The organism is Vibrio coralliilyticus ATCC BAA-450 (assembly GCF_000176135.1).
Classification (GTDB): Bacteria; Pseudomonadota; Gammaproteobacteria; order Enterobacterales; family Vibrionaceae; genus Vibrio; species Vibrio coralliilyticus.
The window spans coordinates 841818-863238 of record NZ_ACZN01000015.1 but is presented as its reverse complement, the minus strand read 5'-3'; the positions used below and the strand labels follow the sequence as shown (position 1 = coordinate 863238).

At 46.6% G+C, this 21421-nt stretch carries 15 protein-coding genes, 5 tRNA genes, 5 rRNA genes and 1 pseudogene; 23 read left to right on the top strand and 3 right to left on the bottom strand.

The genetic code is table 11. The annotated features are described in order from the left end of the window. The 10 genes from VIC_RS11200 to VIC_RS11155 all read left to right on the top strand — a co-directional run. Positions 1 to 755 (top strand): 23S ribosomal RNA (locus tag VIC_RS11200); the annotation flags it as partial. Positions 756 to 918: 163 nt separating this feature from the next. Then, positions 919 to 1034 (top strand): 5S ribosomal RNA (gene rrf / locus VIC_RS11195). 317 nt (positions 1035 to 1351) lie between these two features. Continuing rightward, a 16S ribosomal RNA gene (locus tag VIC_RS11190) occupies positions 1352 to 2904 on the top strand. A gap of 89 nt (positions 2905 to 2993) precedes the next feature. Continuing rightward, positions 2994 to 3069: transfer RNA gene (locus VIC_RS11185), tRNA-Glu, on the top strand. A 2-nt stretch (positions 3070 to 3071) separates the two neighbouring features. Further along, positions 3072 to 3147, top strand: a tRNA-Lys gene (locus VIC_RS11180). 30 nt (positions 3148 to 3177) lie between these two features. After that, a tRNA-Val gene (locus VIC_RS11175) sits at positions 3178 to 3253 on the top strand. Positions 3254 to 3603: 350 nt separating this feature from the next. Further along, positions 3604 to 6492: ribosomal RNA gene (locus tag VIC_RS11170) — 23S ribosomal RNA — on the top strand. A 94-nt stretch (positions 6493 to 6586) separates the two neighbouring features. Further along, positions 6587 to 6702: ribosomal RNA gene (gene rrf / locus VIC_RS11165) — 5S ribosomal RNA — on the top strand. A 31-nt stretch (positions 6703 to 6733) separates the two neighbouring features. Further along, positions 6734 to 6810 (top strand) — tRNA-Asp (locus tag VIC_RS11160). Positions 6811 to 6845: 35 nt separating this feature from the next. Next, positions 6846 to 6922, top strand: a tRNA-Trp gene (locus tag VIC_RS11155). A gap of 561 nt (positions 6923 to 7483) precedes the next feature. Here VIC_RS11155 and suhB read toward each other — a convergent pair. Further along, positions 7484 to 8287, bottom strand: coding sequence for an inositol-1-monophosphatase (gene suhB / locus VIC_RS11150; protein WP_006959833.1), 804 nt, complete (start codon positions 8285 to 8287; stop codon positions 7484 to 7486). 178 nt (positions 8288 to 8465) lie between these two features. On the opposite strand from suhB, the gene trmJ reads away from it, so the two are divergent. The 12 genes from trmJ (at position 8466) to fusA (ending at position 19162) form a co-directional block, all read left to right on the top strand. Next, positions 8466 to 9191 (top strand): tRNA (cytosine(32)/uridine(32)-2'-O)-methyltransferase TrmJ, encoded by a 726-nt coding sequence (gene trmJ, locus VIC_RS11145; protein WP_006959832.1) that lies wholly within the window; start codon positions 8466 to 8468, stop codon positions 9189 to 9191. Positions 9192 to 9309: 118 nt separating this feature from the next. Beyond that, positions 9310 to 9816 carry a Fe-S cluster assembly transcriptional regulator IscR gene (gene iscR / locus VIC_RS11140; protein ID WP_038513385.1) on the top strand — a complete coding sequence of 169 codons (507 nt, stop codon included), beginning with the start codon at positions 9310 to 9312 and terminating at the stop codon, positions 9814 to 9816. Positions 9817 to 9845: 29 nt separating this feature from the next. Further along, on the top strand, positions 9846 to 11060 hold the full coding sequence (locus VIC_RS11135; protein WP_006959830.1) for an IscS subfamily cysteine desulfurase: 1215 nt from the start codon (positions 9846 to 9848) through the stop codon (positions 11058 to 11060). Positions 11061 to 11110: 50 nt separating this feature from the next. Beyond that, entirely contained in the window at positions 11111 to 11494 is a 384-nt protein-coding gene (gene iscU / locus VIC_RS11130; protein ID WP_004412993.1) for a Fe-S cluster assembly scaffold IscU, read from the top strand. Between the two features lie 67 nt (positions 11495 to 11561). Then, entirely contained in the window at positions 11562 to 11885 is a 324-nt protein-coding gene (gene iscA / locus VIC_RS11125) for an iron-sulfur cluster assembly protein IscA (protein ID WP_006959829.1), read from the top strand. A 55-nt stretch (positions 11886 to 11940) separates the two neighbouring features. Beyond that, the gene (hscB, locus tag VIC_RS11120) at positions 11941 to 12456 is read left to right on the top strand and encodes a co-chaperone HscB (protein WP_006959828.1); all 516 of its coding nucleotides are present in this window, start codon (positions 11941 to 11943) and stop codon (positions 12454 to 12456) included. A gap of 19 nt (positions 12457 to 12475) precedes the next feature. Further along, the gene (gene hscA, locus VIC_RS11115; RefSeq protein WP_006959827.1) at positions 12476 to 14329 is read left to right on the top strand and encodes a Fe-S protein assembly chaperone HscA; all 1854 of its coding nucleotides are present in this window, start codon (positions 12476 to 12478) and stop codon (positions 14327 to 14329) included. A 13-nt stretch (positions 14330 to 14342) separates the two neighbouring features. Next, entirely contained in the window at positions 14343 to 14681 is a 339-nt protein-coding gene (gene fdx / locus VIC_RS11110) for an ISC system 2Fe-2S type ferredoxin (protein WP_006959826.1), read from the top strand. A 23-nt stretch (positions 14682 to 14704) separates the two neighbouring features. Continuing rightward, positions 14705 to 14899 (top strand): Fe-S cluster assembly protein IscX, encoded by a 195-nt coding sequence (gene iscX / locus VIC_RS11105; RefSeq protein WP_006959825.1) that lies wholly within the window; start codon positions 14705 to 14707, stop codon positions 14897 to 14899. Positions 14900 to 15061: 162 nt separating this feature from the next. Further along, positions 15062 to 16360 carry an aminopeptidase PepB gene (gene pepB / locus VIC_RS11100; protein ID WP_006959824.1) on the top strand — a complete coding sequence of 433 codons (1299 nt, stop codon included), beginning with the start codon at positions 15062 to 15064 and terminating at the stop codon, positions 16358 to 16360. 58 nt (positions 16361 to 16418) lie between these two features. Further along, on the top strand, positions 16419 to 16847 hold the full coding sequence (ndk, locus tag VIC_RS11095) for a nucleoside-diphosphate kinase (RefSeq protein WP_006959823.1): 429 nt from the start codon (positions 16419 to 16421) through the stop codon (positions 16845 to 16847). 227 nt (positions 16848 to 17074) lie between these two features. Next, complete coding sequence (fusA, locus tag VIC_RS11090) at positions 17075 to 19162, top strand: elongation factor G (protein ID WP_006959822.1); 2088 nt, start codon at positions 17075 to 17077, stop codon at positions 19160 to 19162. Positions 19163 to 19247: 85 nt separating this feature from the next. On the opposite strand, the pseudogene VIC_RS11085 reads toward fusA, so the two are convergent. Then, positions 19248 to 20179, bottom strand: a pseudogene (locus tag VIC_RS11085) (LysR substrate-binding domain-containing protein). Between the two features lie 98 nt (positions 20180 to 20277). Here VIC_RS11085 and VIC_RS11080 point away from each other — a divergent pair. Then, positions 20278 to 20484: a DUF1127 domain-containing protein gene (locus tag VIC_RS11080; protein ID WP_019274081.1), complete on the top strand. Its 207-nt coding sequence runs from the start codon at positions 20278 to 20280 to the stop codon at positions 20482 to 20484. Here VIC_RS11080 and VIC_RS11075 read toward each other — a convergent pair. After that, positions 20481 to 21389, bottom strand: coding sequence for a LysR substrate-binding domain-containing protein (locus tag VIC_RS11075; protein WP_006959821.1), 909 nt, complete (start codon positions 21387 to 21389; stop codon positions 20481 to 20483). The genes VIC_RS11080 and VIC_RS11075 overlap by 4 nt on opposite strands. Positions 21390 to 21421: the final 32 nt, after the last annotated feature.

Here is a 21421-nt window from a genome sequence, read left to right as displayed (position 1 = left end):
ATCGGTGGAGCCGTCCTTGAAATACCACCCTTGTAGTGTTGATGTTCTAACTTAGACCCGTTATCCGGGTTGAGGACAGTGCCTGGTGGGTAGTTTGACTGGGGCGGTCTCCTCCCAAAGAGTAACGGAGGAGCACGAAGGTGGGCTAATCACGGTTGGACATCGTGAGGTTAGTGCAATGGCATAAGCCCGCTTGACTGCGAGAATGACAATTCGAGCAGGTGCGAAAGCAGGTCATAGTGATCCGGTGGTTCTGTATGGAAGGGCCATCGCTCAACGGATAAAAGGTACTCCGGGGATAACAGGCTGATACCGCCCAAGAGTTCATATCGACGGCGGTGTTTGGCACCTCGATGTCGGCTCATCACATCCTGGGGCTGAAGTCGGTCCCAAGGGTATGGCTGTTCGCCATTTAAAGTGGTACGCGAGCTGGGTTTAGAACGTCGTGAGACAGTTCGGTCCCTATCTGCCGTGGGCGTTGGAAGATTGAAGGGGGCTGCTCCTAGTACGAGAGGACCGGAGTGGACGAACCTCTGGTGTTCGGGTTGTCATGCCAATGGCATTGCCCGGTAGCTAAGTTCGGAATCGATAACCGCTGAAAGCATCTAAGCGGGAAGCGAGCCCTGAGATGAGTCTTCCCTGACCCCTTGAGGGTCCTAAAGGGTTGTTCGAGACTAGAACGTTGATAGGCAGGGTGTGTAAGCGTTGTGAGGCGTTGAGCTAACCTGTACTAATTGCCCGTGAGGCTTAACCATACAACACCCAAAGGGTTTTGATGGACTCAAAGCAAGAACTTTGAATGTGTAAATACAGAACTTAAAAACAGCTTTCCGAATTATTCGATTTGCAAGCAAATCTCACCCTAAAGGGCCGCACTAAAGTGCGTTTGAATTTGCGAGCAAATTGATAAAGAATTTGCTTGGCGACCATAGCGTTGTGGACCCACCTGATTCCATGCCGAACTCAGAAGTGAAACGCAATAGCGCCGATGGTAGTGTGGGGCTTCCCCATGTGAGAGTAGGACATCGCCAGGCTTTAATTTCGACTTTGTCTATATGTTAGACAAGTCACCATAAGATTCTAAAAAAGTTTAGAGTTTTATGTTGACTTCAACAGTCAGTCGCGTAACATACGCGTCCTGCTTAGGTGCTAAGGCACTGAAAGCACAGCTCTTTAACAATATAAACCTATCAATCTGTGTGGGCACTCGTTGATGATAATCCAAATAGATACTTCGGTATCAAATTAGGTTTCAATGAAACGAAGTGACCATTGAATCTTCGGATTCAGCACAGTCAATTCAAACATTACTTATGTAATGTTCAGTATTCATTGAGCCGAACAAAATCTTAAATTGAAGAGTTTGATCATGGCTCAGATTGAACGCTGGCGGCAGGCCTAACACATGCAAGTCGAGCGGAAACGAGTTATCTGAACCTTCGGGGAACGATAACGGCGTCGAGCGGCGGACGGGTGAGTAATGCCTGGGAAATTGCCCTGATGTGGGGGATAACCATTGGAAACGATGGCTAATACCGCATAATAGCTTCGGCTCAAAGAGGGGGACCTTCGGGCCTCTCGCGTCAGGATATGCCCAGGTGGGATTAGCTAGTTGGTGAGGTAATGGCTCACCAAGGCGACGATCCCTAGCTGGTCTGAGAGGATGATCAGCCACACTGGAACTGAGACACGGTCCAGACTCCTACGGGAGGCAGCAGTGGGGAATATTGCACAATGGGCGCAAGCCTGATGCAGCCATGCCGCGTGTATGAAGAAGGCCTTCGGGTTGTAAAGTACTTTCAGCAGTGAGGAAGGTGGATGTGTTAATAGCGCATTCATTTGACGTTAGCTGCAGAAGAAGCACCGGCTAACTCCGTGCCAGCAGCCGCGGTAATACGGAGGGTGCGAGCGTTAATCGGAATTACTGGGCGTAAAGCGCATGCAGGTGGTTTGTTAAGTCAGATGTGAAAGCCCGGGGCTCAACCTCGGAATTGCATTTGAAACTGGCAGACTAGAGTACTGTAGAGGGGGGTAGAATTTCAGGTGTAGCGGTGAAATGCGTAGAGATCTGAAGGAATACCGGTGGCGAAGGCGGCCCCCTGGACAGATACTGACACTCAGATGCGAAAGCGTGGGGAGCAAACAGGATTAGATACCCTGGTAGTCCACGCCGTAAACGATGTCTACTTGGAGGTTGTGGCCTTGAGCCGTGGCTTTCGGAGCTAACGCGTTAAGTAGACCGCCTGGGGAGTACGGTCGCAAGATTAAAACTCAAATGAATTGACGGGGGCCCGCACAAGCGGTGGAGCATGTGGTTTAATTCGATGCAACGCGAAGAACCTTACCTACTCTTGACATCCTCAGAAGAGACTGGAGACAGTCTTGTGCCTTCGGGAACTGAGAGACAGGTGCTGCATGGCTGTCGTCAGCTCGTGTTGTGAAATGTTGGGTTAAGTCCCGCAACGAGCGCAACCCTTATCCTTGTTTGCCAGCGAGTCATGTCGGGAACTCCAGGGAGACTGCCGGTGATAAACCGGAGGAAGGTGGGGACGACGTCAAGTCATCATGGCCCTTACGAGTAGGGCTACACACGTGCTACAATGGCGCATACAGAGGGCGGCCAACTTGCGAAAGTGAGCGAATCCCAAAAAGTGCGTCGTAGTCCGGATTGGAGTCTGCAACTCGACTCCATGAAGTCGGAATCGCTAGTAATCGTAGATCAGAATGCTACGGTGAATACGTTCCCGGGCCTTGTACACACCGCCCGTCACACCATGGGAGTGGGCTGCAAAAGAAGTGGGTAGTTTAACCTTCGGGGGGACGCTCACCACTTTGTGGTTCATGACTGGGGTGAAGTCGTAACAAGGTAGCGCTAGGGGAACCTGGCGCTGGATCACCTCCTTATACGATGATTACTCACGATGAGTGTCCACACAGATTGATGGTTTATGTAGTTTAAGAGAATGAACATCCCCCAAGATGTTCAACTTAGTGTCCCGTTCGTCTAGAGGCCTAGGACACCGCCCTTTCACGGCGGTAACAGGGGTTCGACTCCCCTACGGGATACCATTGGGTCGTTAGCTCAGTTGGTAGAGCAGTTGACTTTTAATCAATTGGTCGCAGGTTCGAATCCTGCACGACCCACCATTCTTCTCCACGAAGAATTAAAACTTATGTGGGCGATTAGCTCAGTTGGGAGAGCACCTGCCTTACAAGCAGGGGGTCACTGGTTCGAGCCCGGTATCGCCCACCATTCTCTAAGTATTTTTGGATTCAAATTTCCAAACCACTTCAGTAATACGTACGTGGTTGGATTTTTGCCGCTGAAAGTCTTTAGAAAATGTAACTTCCTTGTGAAGAAACATGCTCTTTAACAATTTGGAAAGCTGACGAATAACAACAATCCCCATCTCTATGAGATGCGTTGTTATTCATTTAAAGTTCTCAAATCCTAATTCTTAGCTATTTGTTACTAAGAACTAGGTACCAACACACATTCAAGTGTTCTTGGAAATTTGAGTCCGGCAAAATCGAGTCTGCATCATGTTTAAATAATGGCAGACAACTTTGGTTGTTTGATTGTAAGACCCTTTGGGGTTGTATGGTTAAGTGACTAAGCGTACACGGTGGATGCCTTGGCAGTCAGAGGCGATGAAGGACGTATTAACTTGCGATAAGCCCAGATTAGGCAGTAAAAGCCATTTGAGTCTGGGATTTCCGAATGGGGAAACCCACCTGCATAAGCAGGTATCATTATCTGAATACATAGGGTAATGAGGCGAACCGGGGGAACTGAAACATCTAAGTACCCCGAGGAAAAGAAATCAACCGAGATTCCGAAAGTAGCGGCGAGCGAAATTGGACTAGCCCTTAAGCCTTTAATGCGTCAGGTGAAAGTTCTGGAAAGTTCTGCGATACAGGGTGATAGCCCCGTAACCGACAGCGCATTTTAGGTGAAATCGAGTAGGGCGGGACACGTGATATCCTGTCTGAATATGGGGGGACCATCCTCCAAGGCTAAATACTACTGACTGACCGATAGTGAACCAGTACCGTGAGGGAAAGGCGAAAAGAACCCCTGTGAGGGGAGTGAAATAGAACCTGAAACCGTGTACGTACAAGCAGTAGGAGCACCTTCGTGGTGTGACTGCGTACCTTTTGTATAATGGGTCAGCGACTTATATTCAGTAGCAAGGTTAACCATCTAGGGGAGCCGTAGAGAAATCGAGTCTTAACTGGGCGTCGAGTTGCTGGATATAGACCCGAAACCAGGTGATCTAGCCATGGGCAGGTTGAAGGTTGAGTAACATCAACTGGAGGACCGAACCGACTAATGTTGAAAAATTAGCGGATGACTTGTGGCTAGGGGTGAAAGGCCAATCAAACCTGGAGATAGCTGGTTCTCCCCGAAATCTATTTAGGTAGAGCCTCGGACGAATACTACTGGGGGTAGAGCACTGTTAAGGCTAGGGGGTCATCCCGACTTACCAACCCTTTGCAAACTCCGAATACCAGTAAGTACTATCCGGGAGACACACGGCGGGTGCTAACGTCCGTCGTGGAGAGGGAAACAACCCAGACCGCCAGCTAAGGTCCCAAATTACAGCTAAGTGGGAAACGATGTGGGAAGGCTTAGACAGCTAGGATGTTGGCTTAGAAGCAGCCATCATTTAAAGAAAGCGTAATAGCTCACTAGTCGAGTCGGCCTGCGCGGAAGATGTAACGGGGCTAAGCTGTAAACCGAAGCTGCGGCAATGCATTTTATGTATTGGGTAGGGGAGCGTTCTGTAAGCCGTTGAAGGTGAGTTGTAAAGCTTGCTGGAGGTATCAGAAGTGCGAATGCTGACATGAGTAACGATAAAGGGGGTGAAAAACCTCCTCGCCGGAAGACCAAGGGTTCCTGTCCAACGTTAATCGGGGCAGGGTAAGTCGACCCCTAAGGCGAGGCCGAAAGGCGTAGTCGATGGGAAACGGGTTAATATTCCCGTACTTCTTACAATTGCGATGGGGGGACGGAGAAGGCTAGGTGGGCCTGGCGACGGTTGTCCAGGTTCAAGTGCGTAGGCTTGAGAGTTAGGTAAATCCGGCTCTCTCTAAGGCTGAGACACGACGTCGAGCACCTACGGGTGTGAAGTCATTGATGCCATGCTTCCAGGAAAAGCCTCTAAGCTTCAGATTGTAAGGAATCGTACCCCAAACCGACACAGGTGGTCGGGTAGAGAATACCAAGGCGCTTGAGAGAACTCGGGTGAAGGAACTAGGCAAAATGGTACCGTAACTTCGGGAGAAGGTACGCTCCTGTCGGTGAAGTCCCTTGCGGATGGAGCTAACGGGAGTCGCAGATACCAGGTGGCTGCAACTGTTTATTAAAAACACAGCACTGTGCAAAATCGTAAGATGACGTATACGGTGTGACGCCTGCCCGGTGCCGGAAGGTTAATTGATGGGGTTAGACGTAAGTCGAAGCTCTTGATCGAAGCCCCGGTAAACGGCGGCCGTAACTATAACGGTCCTAAGGTAGCGAAATTCCTTGTCGGGTAAGTTCCGACCTGCACGAATGGCGTAATGATGGCCACGCTGTCTCCACCCGAGACTCAGTGAAATTGAAATCGCTGTGAAGATGCAGTGTACCCGCGGCTAGACGGAAAGACCCCGTGAACCTTTACTACAGCTTGGCACTGAACATTGACCCTACATGTGTAGGATAGGTGGGAGGCTTTGAAACCGGTACGCCAGTATCGGTGGAGCCGTCCTTGAAATACCACCCTTGTAGTGTTGATGTTCTAACTTAGACCCGTTATCTGGGTTGAGGACAGTGCCTGGTGGGTAGTTTGACTGGGGCGGTCTCCTCCCAAAGAGTAACGGAGGAGCACGAAGGTGGGCTAATCACGGTTGGACATCGTGAGGTTAGTGCAATGGCATAAGCCCGCTTGACTGCGAGAATGACAATTCGAGCAGGTGCGAAAGCAGGTCATAGTGATCCGGTGGTTCTGAATGGAAGGGCCATCGCTCAACGGATAAAAGGTACTCCGGGGATAACAGGCTGATACCGCCCAAGAGTTCATATCGACGGCGGTGTTTGGCACCTCGATGTCGGCTCATCACATCCTGGGGCTGAAGTCGGTCCCAAGGGTATGGCTGTTCGCCATTTAAAGTGGTACGCGAGCTGGGTTTAGAACGTCGTGAGACAGTTCGGTCCCTATCTGCCGTGGGCGTTGGAAGATTGAAGGGGGCTGCTCCTAGTACGAGAGGACCGGAGTGGACGAACCTCTGGTGTTCGGGTTGTCATGCCAATGGCATTGCCCGGTAGCTAAGTTCGGAATCGATAACCGCTGAAAGCATCTAAGCGGGAAGCGAGCCCTGAGATGAGTCTTCCCTGACCCCTTGAGGGTCCTAAAGGGTTGTTCGAGACTAGAACGTTGATAGGCAGGGTGTGTAAGCGTTGTGAGGCGTTGAGCTAACCTGTACTAATTGCCCGTGAGGCTTAACCATACAACACCCAAAGGGTTTTGATGGACTCAAAGCAAGAACAGATTGAATGTGTAAATACAGAACTTAAAAACAGCTTTCCAGATTAAAGAATTTGCTTGGCGACCATAGCGTTGTGGACCCACCTGATTCCATGCCGAACTCAGAAGTGAAACGCAATAGCGCCGATGGTAGTGTGGGGCTTCCCCATGTGAGAGTAGGACATCGCCAGGCTTTAAATTTAGACTTAGTGTCTAACCAGTGCGGAGCGGTAGTTCAGTTGGTTAGAATACCGGCCTGTCACGCCGGGGGTCGCGGGTTCGAGTCCCGTCCGCTCCGCCACTTATTCGAGAGTCGTCTCTTTAAACACGAATTTTAGGGGTGTAGCTCCAATTGGCAGAGCAGCGGATTCCAAATCCGCGTGTTGGGAGTTCGAATCTCTCCACCCCTGCCATTTTCAAGGCTCTAGTCGAAAGACTGGAGCCTTTTTCATTTCTCAGAGCATCATTACTTCAACTGGTAGATTGCGAAGTTCCCATAATTATCAATAGCGTGGGCCAGTTGTAAGAATTTTTGCAGCGTAAGTTCAACCATCTTCAAAGCTCAAACTAGGTTCCTCCGACGAAAAGACCACATTGGTGGGAGTAGCAGTCTTCCAAGTTCAAGAGAATTGAGCTCTCCTCGCTTATGGGGTGCTCTTAGTACAGCTCTTTAGTCCAACATGCTTATTAAGACTGACTTCATAGTCGGGACTAAGCCATTACTGATATGCCAGCATTCATTTCAGTTAAGGTAGGCTTCTTGATTCGAAAATCACACCGTTAATCTGACCTCAAGCTCCTTGTTTTCTAAGTCTTGCTTAAAACAAGCGATGTCTAAAAAGATGCTATATCACGATATCGAAGACGGGGTAATGCACTGAAAACTGTTCATATTGATTATTCTCATAACGAAGAAATAAAAAAGCCCGCTCAACAGAGCGGGCTTGATGATTCAGCTGTGACGGAGCTTAATATTATTTTAGCAATGCTTCATTGCCATTTTCGCGAATGTGCTTAAGGATACCTTTTACACCACGAGCGCTTGAAGCTACAACATTACCTGATTTTACGTAGTCAGTGCCGCCAGCAAAATCAGTAACAATAGCCCCGGCTTCACGAGCAATAAGCTCACCAGCGGCAATATCCCACGGTTTAAGGCCAAGCTCAAAGAAACCATCTACACGGCTTGCTGCAAGGTAACATAGGTCTAGAGCAGCAGAGCCAGTGCGACGGAAATCAGAACAGTCAACGAATAGTGCTGACATAATCTTAAAGTAGGACTCTGAATGCTGTTTCTGTTTGAAGGGGAAGCCCGTTGCTAAAACAGTTCCTTGTAGGTCTTTTACTTGCTTGACGCGGATACGAGCATTATTAAGTTGCGCGCCAGAACCTCGTTGAGCGGTGAAAAGCTCATTCAGCATTGGGTCGTAAACACAAGCAACTTCTGTTTTGCCTTTGATGCGTACAGCGATAGAAACAGAGAAGTGAGGTAAACCTTTTACAAAGTTTGTAGTGCCATCCAGTGGGTCGATGATCCATTGTACTTCATCATCTTTACCTTGAAGAAGGCCTGACTCTTCACCAATTACAGTGTGATCAGGGTAAGAGGCTTTGATCGTATCGATGATGATAGCTTCTGCTTCTTTGTCTACGTTAGTAACGAAGTCATTGACGCCTTTTTGAGTCGATTCAATCTTCTCAGCATTTTCTAAAGATTTAGCAATATGGTTGCCTGCTTTTCGTGCAGCACGAATAGCAATATTAAGCATTGGATGCATACTAATTTCCCAACGGATGTTAAAGAACAGAAAAACGGGCGGCAGTATATCAGATAAACACCGAAATGGAAGTGGTTATTTTTTGAACTTTTGGTTTTATTACCGCAAAGGGTCTGACCATTTTACTCATGTGTATGGTAATATCGCGCAGTTCGAAATTACGTCTTGGAAAACACCAATGCTAAACAATGTCAAAGTTGTACTTGTCGGAACCTCTCACTCTGGAAACATTGGCTCGGCCGCACGAGCAATGAAAGTTATGGGGCTGACTAACTTAGTACTTGTTGACCCACAGTGTGAGATAGATGAACAGGCAATAGCACTTGCTGCTGGCGCAGCAGATATCGTCCAAGCGGCACTGATCGTCAATACATTAAATGACGCTGTGGCTGATTGTAGCCTTGTTGTAGGTTCAAGTGCGCGTTCACGTACTTTAGAGTGGCCAATGTTAGAGCCCCGTGAATGCGGTAAGAAATTTGTTGAGCAAGGAGCAATGTCTCAGGTTGCATTAGTGTTTGGCCGTGAGCGTACCGGATTAACAAACGAAGAGCTTCAGACGTGTCACTATCATGTTTGTATTCCTGCTAATCCAGAGTACAGCTCTCTCAATCTGGCGATGGCTGTTCAGACACTCAGCTACGAAGTTCGCATGGCTTATTTAGAAAAGCAGCAGAGTCAGTATCAGCCTAATGAAGTGGCGGAATACCCAAGACATAAAGAGTTGGAAATGTTCTTTTCGCACCTTGAAAAAGTGGCCACCAAGACCCAATTTATTAGCGATGAGCAACCGGGGAAAGTAATGAACAAGCTGCGTCGGCTATTTAATAGAGCTCGACCTGAAGCGCAAGAACTGAATATTCTGCGTGGTGTACTGACCTCAATTGAGAAAAAAATCAATCAGTAAATTGGCCATAATATCTGTATGGTTAAATACCTGACTAAAATAGTCAATTATATACTTGACCATTTTAGTCAGGTATGTAAAAATCGCCATCACATAAACAGTGTGGATATGGTGTTATATGAGACTTACATCTAAAGGAAGATACGCAGTTACAGCCATGTTAGATGTGGCTCTGCATTCGCAACAAAACCCAGTGCCTTTGGCTGACATTTCAGAGCGACAAGGGATCTCGTTGTCTTACTTAGAGCAGCTATTTTCAAAGCTACGCAAAGCGGGCCTTGTGGCTAGTGTTCGTGGCCCAGGCGGTGGTTACCGTTTAGGTGAAGACGCTCACTCTATTGCTATTGGTACAGTGATTGCTGCAGTAGACGAGTCGGTTGATGCGACCAAATGCAACGGTAGAGCAGACTGTCAAGGTGGAACTCGTTGCCTTACTCACACTCTTTGGCGTGATTTAAGTTCACGCATCAGTGACTTCTTAAACAACATCACTCTCGGTGAGTTGATGACGGATAACGAAGTCCTAGAAATTTCAGACCGACAAGATCTTGGTCTTGCGGTAAATCATGGGTTTTCTAACAAGAATTCTAACACCGCGCCCATCGGTGTAAATGTCCGCTCTTAAGCGGTTTGCCTGTTACATTGGAGTAGAGAATGAAACTGCCTATTTATCTAGATTACTCAGCGACTTGTCCTGTTGACCCTCGTGTGGCTGAAAAAATGGTTCAGTACATGACAATGGACGGTACGTTTGGCAACCCAGCATCGCGTTCACATCGATATGGCTGGCAGGCAGAAGAAGCAGTAGACACTGCTCGTGAACAAATTGCTGATCTACTGAACGCAGACCCTCGCGAAATCGTCTTCACCTCTGGCGCGACAGAATCAGATAACCTAGCTATTAAAGGCGCAGCTCATTTCTATTCTAAGAAAGGTAAACACGTAATTACGTGTAAAACTGAGCACAAAGCGGTTCTTGATCCATGTCGCCAACTAGAGCGTGAAGGTTTTGAGGTAACTTACCTTGAGCCTGAGTCTAACGGTTTGATTGATCTTAAGAAGCTTGAAGCCGCAATGCGTGAAGACACTGTATTGGTTTCGATCATGCACGTGAACAACGAAATTGGTGTGATTCAGGATATCTCTTCTATTGGTGAACTTTGTCGCGAACGTAAAGTCGTTTTCCATGTTGATGCTGCGCAGTCAGCGGGTAAGTTACCAATCGATGTGAAGGAAATGAAAGTAGACCTTATCTCACTGTCTGCTCATAAAGCGTATGGCCCTAAAGGTATCGGTGCACTATACGTTCGTCGTAAGCCACGTATTCGCCTAGAAGCACAAATGCACGGTGGTGGTCACGAGCGTGGTTTCCGTTCAGGCACACTAGCTACTCACCAAATTGTTGGTATGGGTGAAGCGTTCCGTATTGCTAAAGAAGATATGCAAAAAGATTTCGACCATGCTCTTGCACTTCGCAACCGACTATTTGACGGTGTTAAAGATTTAGAAGCTGTAACAGTTAACGGTGACTTTGAGCAACGTGTTCCTCACAACTTGAATGTTAGCTTTGCCTTTGTGGAAGGTGAATCTCTACTGATGTCGCTTAAAGATTTAGCGGTTTCTTCAGGTAGTGCATGTACATCGGCAAGTTTAGAACCTTCATACGTACTGCGTGCTCTTGGTCTAAACGATGAATTAGCACATAGCTCTGTTCGTTTCTCTTTCGGTCGCTTTACGACTGAAGAAGAAATTGATTACGCAATTGAACAAATTCGTACCGCAGTAACTAAACTGCGTGACATGTCTCCTCTATGGGATATGTACAAGGAAGGAATTGACCTAGATACAGTTGAGTGGGCTCACCACTAATTTCATCAGGTTATTCCAAGTCAGTTAATAGAGGATTCGAGGTAAATATCATGGCATATAGCGAAAAAGTAATTGATCACTACGAGAACCCACGTAACGTTGGTTCATTTGATAAAGAAGACCCAGCGGTAGGTAGCGGCATGGTTGGCGCACCAGCTTGTGGTGACGTAATGAAGCTTCAAATTAAAGTAACACCTGAAGGTATTATTGAAGATGCGAAGTTCAAAACATACGGTTGTGGTAGTGCAATCGCATCTAGCTCACTGGTTACTGAGTGGGTAAAAGGCAAGAGCATTGATGAAGCAGCGGCAATCAAGAATGCTGAGATTGCTGAAGAGCTTGAGCTGCCTCCAGTTAAAGTACACTGCTCAATTCTTGCTGAAGATGCAATCAAAGCAGCGGTTGCTGACTACAAGAAAAAACACCAAGAATAAGTAATCTGTATATAATGGGAGCCTAAAGCTCCCATTCCGTTCGCCAATCAATAAACTAAGGTGCAGTATGGCCATCACAATGACAGAAACCGCGGCAAGTCGCGTTAGAACATTCCTAGAAAACCGAGGTAAAGGGATCGGTTTGCGTTTGGGTGTGAAAACGACAGGCTGTTCTGGAATGGCTTATGTTCTTGAGTTTGTTGACGAGCTTAACGAAGAAGATTCAGTATTCGAGCATTCTGGCGTTAAGGTCATTATTGACCAAAAGAGCCTAGCGTATTTAGATGGTACTGAGCTTGACTACGTTAAAGAAGGGTTGAATGAAGGCTTCGAATTCAACAACCCGAATGCTAAAAGTGAATGTGGTTGCGGTGAAAGCTTCAACGTATAATTGATAGCGCCTGCAGGTATTGCTTGCAGGTAGATTACCAAGGACCGAATTCTCCATGAATTACTTTGAATTATTTGGGCTACCAAGTCAGTTTCAGCTGGATGGTAGCCTTCTTTCTTCACAATTCCGTGAACTTCAAAAACGCTTCCATCCAGATAACTTTGCCAGTGCTTCAGAGCGAGACCGTCTTATGGCGGTTCAGAAAGCATCGGAAATCAACGATGCCTATCAAGTATTAAAGAGCCCTCTGTCTCGTGCAGAGTATCTTCTGGCAGAAAACGGTGTTGATATTCGTGGTGAGCAACAAACCATGAGTGATCCTATGTTCCTAATGGAACAGATGGAATTACGTGAAGAGCTTGAGGATATTCCATCTAGTTCAGAACCAGAAGACGCACTATTCGATTTTGACAACAAGGTGAGCAAAATGTACAAGCAGCACCTGAAATCGGTAGAGCAGGAACTGAATGATGGCCTTTGGCAACAAGCCGCTGAGCGTGTACGTAAACTCAAATTTATCGCCAAATTAAAAAATGAAATCGAGCTAGTGGAAGAGAAACTCCTCGGCTAGTTAAAGATAAGGACCAACCATGGCACTACTTCAAATTGCAGAACCGGGTCAAAGCTCGGCACCCCATGAGCATAAACTGGCAGCTGGTATCGATCTCGGTACGACGAACTCATTGGTAGCTTCTGTTCGCAGCGGAGATGCAGCGACATTGAAAGACGATCAAGGACGCAGTATCTTGCCATCGATAGTCAATTATGCCGGTGAACAACCTGAAGTAGGTTATGAAGCTAAAGCACTGGCGGAAACTGATCCGCAAAACACCATTATTTCAGTGAAACGACTAATTGGCCGTTCATTGAGTGACATTCAGACTCGTTACCCAAATCTACCTTATCAATTTAAAGCGAGCGATAATGGTTTGCCGGTACTTCAAACAGCAGCTGGTGACAAAAACCCGATTGAAGTATCAGCAGAGATTCTCAAATCATTAGGTAAGCGTGCTGAACAAACGCTTGGCGGAGAGTTAGCTGGTGTTGTGATTACCGTGCCTGCTTACTTTGATGATGCTCAGCGAGCTGGTACAAAAGATGCGGCTAAACTGGCAGGTCTTCATGTTCTGCGCTTATTAAATGAGCCAACTGCAGCAGCGATTGCTTACGGCCTAGACTCAGGCCAAGAAGGCACTATCGCGGTTTACGATCTGGGTGGTGGTACATTCGACATCTCTATTCTGCGATTATCCAAAGGTGTCTTCGAAGTTCTGGCGACTGGTGGTGATTCCGCATTAGGCGGAGATGACTTTGACCACCTTCTTGCTGAGTTCTTGATTGAAAAAGCAGGGCTCCAAACGGAGCTAACTGCGGAGCAGAACCGCATTGTTTTAAATGTTGCTACAGAGACCAAAATTGCATTTTCACAGCAAGAGAATGTAGATGTTGAGGTGCTTGGTTGGACTGGTTCTGTATCCCGTGATGAATTTGAATCTTTGATTCGTCCACTAGTGAAAAAGACGCTGATGTCTTGTCGCCGCGCACTAAAAGATGCTGAAGTAGACACAGATGATGTACTAGAAGTAGTGATGGTTGGAGGCTCGACTCGTACACTGCTGGTACGTGAAATGGTCGGTGAATTTTTTGGTCGTACGCCACTAACAAGCATTAACCCTGATGAGGTTGTTGCGATCGGTGCGGGCATTCAGGCTGATATTCTCGCTGGTAACAAGCCAGACTCTGAAATGTTGCTTCTTGATGTGATTCCACTGTCTCTAGGTATTGAAACCATGGGTGGACTGGTCGAGAAAATTGTTCCACGCAATACCACGATTCCGGTTGCCCGAGCGCAAGAATTTACGACATTTAAAGATGGTCAGACTGCAATGAGTGTTCACGTTGTTCAAGGCGAGCGTGAAATGGTCGATGACTGCCGTTCGTTGGCGCGTTTCTCATTGAAAGGCATTCCTCCAATGGCCGCTGGTGCTGCTCATATTCGAGTGACTTACCAAGTTGACGCTGATGGCCTTCTTTCGGTCACCGCAATGGAAAAGAGCACAGGGGTTCAGTCCGAAATACAAGTTAAACCGTCTTATGGTTTGAGTGACGACGAAGTGGCAAATATGCTGCGTGACTCAATGACGTATGCGAAAGACGACATGATGGCTCGTGCACTGGCTGAGCAGCGAGTGGAAGCTGATCGTGTCATTGAAGGGTTACTTGCTGCAATGCAAGCAGACGGTGATGACTTACTGTCTGAAGCGGAAAGAGAAGCCCTGATTAAATCGATTGAATCATTGATTGAACTGCGCAATGGCGACAGTGCGGATGCCATTGAACAGGGAATCAAAGACACTGATAAAGCGAGCCAGGATTTTGCTTCGCGCCGTATGGATAAATCGATTCGAGCTGCACTGTCAGGTCAATCGGTAGATGATATTTAAGAGATAAGAAGTTATGCCTAAGATTATAGTATTACCACACGAAGATTTATGCCCAGAAGGTGCGGTACTAGAAGCAGATACTGGTGAAACTGTACTGGACGTGGCGCTGAAAAATGGTATCGGTATCGAGCATGCGTGTGAAAAATCATGTGCGTGTACTACCTGTCACATTGTGGTTCGTGAAGGCTTTGACTCTTTGGAAGAGAGTGACGAGTTGGAAGACGACATGCTGGATAAAGCATGGGGCTTAGAGCCTGAATCACGATTGGGTTGTCAGGCTAAAGTTACCGACGAAGACTTGGTGGTTGAGATTCCTAAGTATACATTGAATCACGCATCAGAAGATCACTAATCTCTCATATAGGAAGTGTAATCATGAAATGGACAGACTCACGAGACATTGCGATTGAGCTTTGTGACAAATTCCCAGAAGTGGATCCAAAGACAGTACGTTTCACCGATCTTCATCAATGGATTCTAGAGCTGGAAGATTTTGAAGATGAACCTAACCGTTCGAATGAAAAAATTCTTGAGGCCGTGATTCTGTGCTGGATGGATGAAATGGATTAGAACTGACCGGAAAAGTCTTTCTAGTTAACAAATTTTACTAAAAATAACGGGCCTTAGTGCCCGTTTTTTTATCAAATTGACATTTTAACCCTACAAAATGCTAACATCCGAACGTTAAGCTAAATGGCGTAGACAGCGCTAATTAAAAGACAAGGAGAAACCATGTCTACACAGATGTCAGTATTTTTGAGCCAAGAAGCCGCCGCTCCGCATTGGGGTGAAAAAGCCATTCTTTCATTTTCTGAAAGCAGCGCAACGATCCACCTTGGAGAAGGTCATGATCTTGGCGCCGTTCAGCGTGCGGCTCGTAAGCTGGATTCTCAAGGTGTCGCGTCTGTTTCTCTTGAAGGTGCAGGCTGGGATTTAGAAAGTGTTTGGGCATTCCACCAAGGTTACCGTGGACCTAAAAAGAAAAACACTTTAGCGTTACCAGAATTAGTTGAAGCTGCTCAGGCTGAGCTAGAAGCACGCATTAAAGCGACTGAATTTACCCGCGATATTATTAATAAACCTGCCGAAGAAGTAGCGCCTCGACAACTGGCGACAATGGCCGCTGAGTTTATCAAGTCGGTTGCTCCAGAAGGCACAGTAAAAGCACGCATTGTGAAAGATAAAGACCTGCTAGCCGAAGGCTGGGAAGGCATTTTTGCGGTAGGACGTGGTTCTGAGCGCACTTCAGCGATGCTGCAACTTGATTACAACCCAACAGGTGATGAGAACGCACCGGTTTGGGCGTGTCTTGTAGGTAAGGGTATCACATTTGATTCTGGTGGTTATAGCATCAAACCTTCAGGTTTTATGGCAGCAATGAAAGCCGATATGGGCGGTTCAGGTACGATCACTGGTGGTTTAGGTCTGGCAATTATGCGTGGCTTGAACAAACGTGTGAAACTGATTCTTTGCTGTGCTGAAAACATGATTTCAGGCCGAGCGCTGAAGCTGGGGGATGTTATTACCTATAAGAACGGTAAAACGGTCGAGATCTTGAATACTGACGCAGAAGGTCGCCTAGTTCTAGCTGATGGTTTACTTTATGCCAGTGAGCAAAACCCTGAGTTGATCATTGATTGTGCAACACTGACTGGCGCTGCGAAAAACGCACTGGGCAATGACTACCACGCATTGATGAGTTTTGACGAAGAGCTTTCTCAGCAGGCGCTATCCGTAGCAAAAGAAGAGAAAGAAGGCCTATGGCCTCTGCCGTTGGCAGACTTCCACCGTGGTATGTTGCCATCGAATTTTGCTGACCTATCTAACATCAGCAGTGGTGACTATTCTCCAGGTGCCAGCACGGCAGCTGCTTTCTTGTCTTACTTTGTTGAAGACTACAAAAAAGGTTGGTTGCATTTCGACTGTGCTGCCACGTACCGTAAATCAGCAACGGATAAATGGGCTGCAGGCGCAACTGGCGTTGGTGTGCGTACCCTAGCTGGTTTATTGATTCAGCAAGCAAACAAATAATTCTAAGAGGTCTTGAATGACCTCTCGAAACAAAACAAAGAAAATAAAAGGATACCTTATGGCTCTAGAAAGAACTTTTTCTATCATCAAGCCCGATGCAGTAGAACGTAATCTGATTGGTGAAATCTATCACCGTATTGAAAAAGCGGGCCTTCAGATTATCGCTGCGAAAATGGTGCAGTTAACTGAAGAGCAGGCGAGTGGTTTCTACGCAGAGCATGAAGGCAAGCCTTTCTTCCCAGCTCTGAAAGAATTCATGACTTCCGGACCTATCATGGTTCAGGTACTTGAAGGTGAGGATGCTATCTCGCGTTACCGTGAGTTAATGGGTAAAACCAACCCTGAAGAAGCGGCATGTGGTACGATTCGCGCAGATTACGCATTGAGCATGCGCCACAACTCAGTACATGGTTCAGACAGTCCTGAATCAGCGGCTCGTGAGATTGAGTTCTTTTTCCCACAGGCAGAGATTTGCCCACGTACCTAATTGAAATCTAGCCCTAACCTGAGGTGCTGCGTAAGGTTATATACGCAGCACTTTTTGTTCTAAAGAAGGCTAGGTACGCGGGTTGAATTGACCAAGAAAGCTCACCATTTACTGCTAGTATTGGTGAGAAAAGTTTTTTTTATTCACATATGCACGCAAAGCTATCAGTCTTGACAGATTGTGATATACTCTGCGCGCAATTTATACCTTATAAACAGAGTAAGACAATGGCAGATTTATCAAAGTACAGAAACATTGGTATTTTCGCGCACGTTGATGCGGGTAAAACTACCACCACTGAGCGTATTCTAAAGCTTACTGGTAAAATCCACAAAACTGGTGAAGTACACGACGGTGAGTCTACAACTGACTTCATGGATCAGGAAGCTGAGCGCGGTATTACTATCCAGTCAGCAGCTGTAACTTGTGAGTGGAATGGCCACCGCCTAAACGTTATCGATACTCCGGGACACGTTGACTTTACAGTAGAAGTATACCGTTCACTTAAAGTTCTTGACGGTGGTATCGGTGTATTCTGTGGTTCTGGTGGTGTTGAGCCTCAGTCAGAAACAAACTGGCGTTACGCGAACGATTCAGAAGTATCTCGTCTGATTTTCGTTAACAAACTAGACCGTATGGGTGCAGACTTCTTCAATGTTGTTGACCAAGTAAAGAACGTTCTAGGTGCCAACCCACTAGTAATGACTCTGCCTATCGGTCGTGAAGACGATTTCGTTGGTGTTGTAGACGTACTAACTCGTAAAGCGTACGTATGGGATGACTCTGGTCTTCCAGAAAACTACGAAGTTCAAGACGTTCCAGCTGATATGGTTGATGATGTAGAACAGTACCGCGAAGAGCTAGTTGAAACTGCTGTAGAGCAAGACGACGACCTAATGGAAGCTTACATGGAAGGTGAAGAGCCTTCTATCGAAGACATTAAGCGTTGTATCCGTAAAGGTACTCGTGACCTAGCATTCTTCCCAACATTCTGTGGTTCTGCGTTCAAGAACAAGGGTGTTCAGCTAGTACTAGACGCTGTTGTAGATTACCTACCAGCGCCAACTGAAGTTGATCCTCAGCCTCTAACAGATCCAGAAACTGGTGAGCCTACTGGTGAAGTTGCAACTGTTGATGCAGACGAGCCACTAAAAGCACTAGCATTTAAGATCATGGACGACCGTTTCGGTGCACTAACGTTCATTCGTATCTACTCTGGTCGCATGAAGAAGGGTGATACTATCCTTAACTCTGCAACTGGTAAGACTGAGCGTATCGGTCGTATGTGTGAGATGCAGGCAGACGAGCGTAACGAACTTACTGAAGCACAAGCTGGTGATATCATCGCTGTAGTAGGTATGAAGAACGTTCAAACTGGTCACACTCTATGTGATCCTAAGCACGAATGTACTCTAGAAGCGATGATCTTCCCAGAACCAGTAATCTCTATCGCTGTTTCTCCGAAGGACAAAGGTTCAACTGAGAAGATGGGTATCGCGATCGGTAAGATGGTTGCAGAAGATCCATCATTCCAAGTTGAGACTGACGAAGACTCAGGCGAAACTATCCTGAAAGGTATGGGTGAACTTCACCTAGACATCAAGGTAGATATCCTTAAGCGTACTTACGGCGTTGAGCTAGAAGTAGGTGCTCCACAGGTAGCTTACCGTGAAACTATCACTCAACCAGTTGAAGATAGCTACACGCACAAGAAGCAGTCTGGTGGTTCTGGTCAGTTCGCGAAAATCGACTACCGCATCAAACCAGGTGAGCCAAACTCTGGCTTCACGTTCTCTTCAACAGTTGTTGGTGGTAACGTACCTAAAGAATTCTGGCCTGCAGTAGAGAAAGGCTTTGAAGGCATGATGGAAACTGGTGTTCTAGCTGGCTTCCCAACTCTAGACGTAGAAGTTGAACTATTCGACGGTGGTTTCCACGCAGTTGACTCTTCAGCTATTGCTTACGAAATCGCTGCTAAAGGTGCATTCCGTCAGTCTATGCCAAAAGCTGGTGCACAGCTTCTAGAGCCAATCATGAACGTTGACGTATTCACTCCAGAAGACAACGTTGGTGACGTAATCGGTGACCTTAACCGTCGTCGTGGTATGATCAAAGACCAACAAGCTGGTACTACAGGCGTTCGTATTAAAGCTGACGTTCCTCTATCAGAAATGTTTGGCTACATCGGTCACCTACGTACTATCACTTCTGGTCGTGGTCAGTTCTCTATGGAGTTCGCACACTACGCAGCTTGTCCGGCAAACGTTGCTGAGCAAGTAATCGCAGAAGTTAAAGAGCGTAACGAGAAGAAGTAATTCTTTACGTTAGCTAGATAGCTTAAAAGCCCCTGAAGTGAAAGCTTCAGGGGCTTTCTTTATTGGGGCTCCTTTTTCTGTTTTCTCACCTAGGGCTGCGAGAATCAATGATCTCCAAGTCACTAGGGTGCTCTTTCTGACATTCTTCGACTTGGCTGAAAATCCAGTCACAGAACTGACGGATTTTCTCACGCTTAAAATAGGCGCTAGGGGCACAAAGGAAATAGTTGTAGTCCGTTCTCTGAGCGAGGTTCCCTATGCGGACTAATTTGCCTTCTTCAATGTATCTCTGAGCCAGGGTATGCTTGGCTAAAGCCACTCCTTGTACGGCCAGTGCTCCTTCCAGAACAAAATGCGAACCGTTGTATTTTAACGTCGGTTTCGAGGTCTTATGACCAACGTTTTGTAGCCATATTCCCCAATCGAGATCTCGCCAATAATCTTCGATCAGATCCGCGCCCGTTAAGTCACTAAGATCATAAATACCATGCCTTTCTTGGTAGATTGGGTGGCATACAGGATAGAGCAGCTCTTCAAGCATGAGCTTGGATGTTAGATTCGGGTAGTTTCCCGGCCCATAACGAATGCATAGATCAAGGTTAGATCGTTGAAAGTCCACTAGTTCGCTGGTGGGTTCATCATGAGTTCTTGTTCTGGGTGTAGAGCTCTGAAATGACCGATTCTCGGTACAAGCCAGTGTTGAGCAAAAGAAGGCAGTGTCGAAATAGACAATAAGTTTGGGTTAGGATCCGAATTGATTTGACGAACTCCATCCTGAATGTGCTCAAAGCCTTTTCGAGCTTGCTGATAAAGAATTTCGCCTTCCGCAGTAAGCTGAACTTTTCGGTGCTGGCGCACAAAGAGTTCTACGCCCAGAAACTCTTCTAGCTGACGTATTTGTTGGCTGATTGCAGCGGCAGTGACAAACAAATGTTCAGCGGCTTTCTTAAAGCTACCTAATTGTGCTGCTGTGTAAAAGTAATACAGTCCTTGTAAAGGAGGGAGGCGATCTTTCACTTAAGTTTTCCTTAACTAAAGGTCAAATTCCATCGTTTGAGAGTGATGCGATATTGTCCGATTATTAAGTCGAATCTTAATAAAGGCAAGGTGAAGTTATGGAAACTACTGCTAAATCTCCAACGTGCTCAATTGATGAACGTCTTTCCTTAAGACAGAAATTCTTAACTAAAATCAAAAGATGGCGACGAAATTACCGTACTCGACGCCAGCTCAATCACTTGTCTGGGCACATGCTACGTGACATTGGTGTTGAGCATGAAGAGGCGGCACGTGAATCTCGCCGGCCATTTTGGGATGACTAGCTCTGTTGATCACTGATTTCACCCTGGAGCCAGTTAACAAACGCTTGGATACGTTTTTTACGCGGAGAATCTTCACTATAGAAAAGGTTGAACTGGATACCCGGTGTCATGCCTATATCAAAAGGTTTGACTAACAGGCCTCGTTCAACGTAATCACTGGCGAGAGAGTCAGAAGCAAGACAGGCTCCATGGCCAGACATCACGGCTTTCATCGCATGGTCAAAGGTACTAACTTCCATCCAACGAACGGAGTTTTTGCTCATGCTGACACCTGCTTGAGCGAACCATGACTCCCATGGATAGCCTCCTGATTCATAGTGAATTAGCCAGCATGCTTGTAGTTGAGATGGCTTTTTTAAATTAATAGACTTAGCAAGGTGAGGAGAGCAAAACGGATAAATCGTTTCTTCGAATAAAAACTCTTTGTGGAAGGATTTGTTGCTTTCTATGTCGAGTTGTTCGCCTTGCCAGATAGCGAGATCCGCATCACCTTGCTTTAAATTTGGTGCATCACAGCTAGTAAGGATGCGAATCGGAATGTTCGGGTGCTGAGTGGAAAACTTCCACAGCCTAGGTAGTAACCATCGGGAAGCAAACGAAGGCGTTGAATTAACGCACAGTAGGCCTTCTATGGGTTCACTTTGGATCTGATTTAACCCTGTGATGATATGTTCGAAACCATGAGATACGTGCTTGAAGAGTATTTTGCCCTGTTCAGTCAAGCGCATTTCTCGTCCGTCACGGACAAAGAGTTTGCAGCCTAGTCCATCTTCCAATTGACGTATTTTTTGGCTAACCGCAGCTTGACTGATGAACAGCTCTTCTGCTGCGCGGCTATAGCTATTAAGTCTAGCGGCCACTTCGAAATAACGTAGACCTGGTAGATGATGCAACCTTGCATCCATAATAATTCCTTGCGTTGAGCTCCCTTATGGCT

Bases quoted from the DNA above. Each gene is read 5' to 3' on its own strand.
- fdx (WP_006959826.1), top strand. From the start codon at position 14,343: ATGCCTAAGATTATAGTATTACCACACGAAGATTTATGCCCAGAAGGT.
- iscA (WP_006959829.1), top strand. From the start codon at position 11,562: ATGGCCATCACAATGACAGAAACCGCGGCAAGTCGCGTTAGAACATTC.
- VIC_RS11075 (WP_006959821.1), bottom strand. From the start codon at position 21,389: ATGGATGCAAGGTTGCATCATCTACCAGGTCTACGTTATTTCGAAGTG.
- iscX (WP_006959825.1), top strand. From the start codon at position 14,705: ATGAAATGGACAGACTCACGAGACATTGCGATTGAGCTTTGTGACAAA.
- VIC_RS11080 (WP_019274081.1), top strand. From the start codon at position 20,278: ATGGAAACTACTGCTAAATCTCCAACGTGCTCAATTGATGAACGTCTT.
- fusA (WP_006959822.1), top strand. From the start codon at position 17,075: ATGGCAGATTTATCAAAGTACAGAAACATTGGTATTTTCGCGCACGTT.
- ndk (WP_006959823.1), top strand. From the start codon at position 16,419: ATGGCTCTAGAAAGAACTTTTTCTATCATCAAGCCCGATGCAGTAGAA.
- iscU (WP_004412993.1), top strand. From the start codon at position 11,111: ATGGCATATAGCGAAAAAGTAATTGATCACTACGAGAACCCACGTAAC.
- trmJ (WP_006959832.1), top strand. From the start codon at position 8,466: ATGCTAAACAATGTCAAAGTTGTACTTGTCGGAACCTCTCACTCTGGA.
- hscB (WP_006959828.1), top strand. From the start codon at position 11,941: ATGAATTACTTTGAATTATTTGGGCTACCAAGTCAGTTTCAGCTGGAT.
- hscA (WP_006959827.1), top strand. From the start codon at position 12,476: ATGGCACTACTTCAAATTGCAGAACCGGGTCAAAGCTCGGCACCCCAT.
- VIC_RS11135 (WP_006959830.1), top strand. From the start codon at position 9,846: ATGAAACTGCCTATTTATCTAGATTACTCAGCGACTTGTCCTGTTGAC.
- suhB (WP_006959833.1), bottom strand. From the start codon at position 8,287: ATGCATCCAATGCTTAATATTGCTATTCGTGCTGCACGAAAAGCAGGC.
- iscR (WP_038513385.1), top strand. From the start codon at position 9,310: ATGAGACTTACATCTAAAGGAAGATACGCAGTTACAGCCATGTTAGAT.
- pepB (WP_006959824.1), top strand. From the start codon at position 15,062: ATGTCTACACAGATGTCAGTATTTTTGAGCCAAGAAGCCGCCGCTCCG.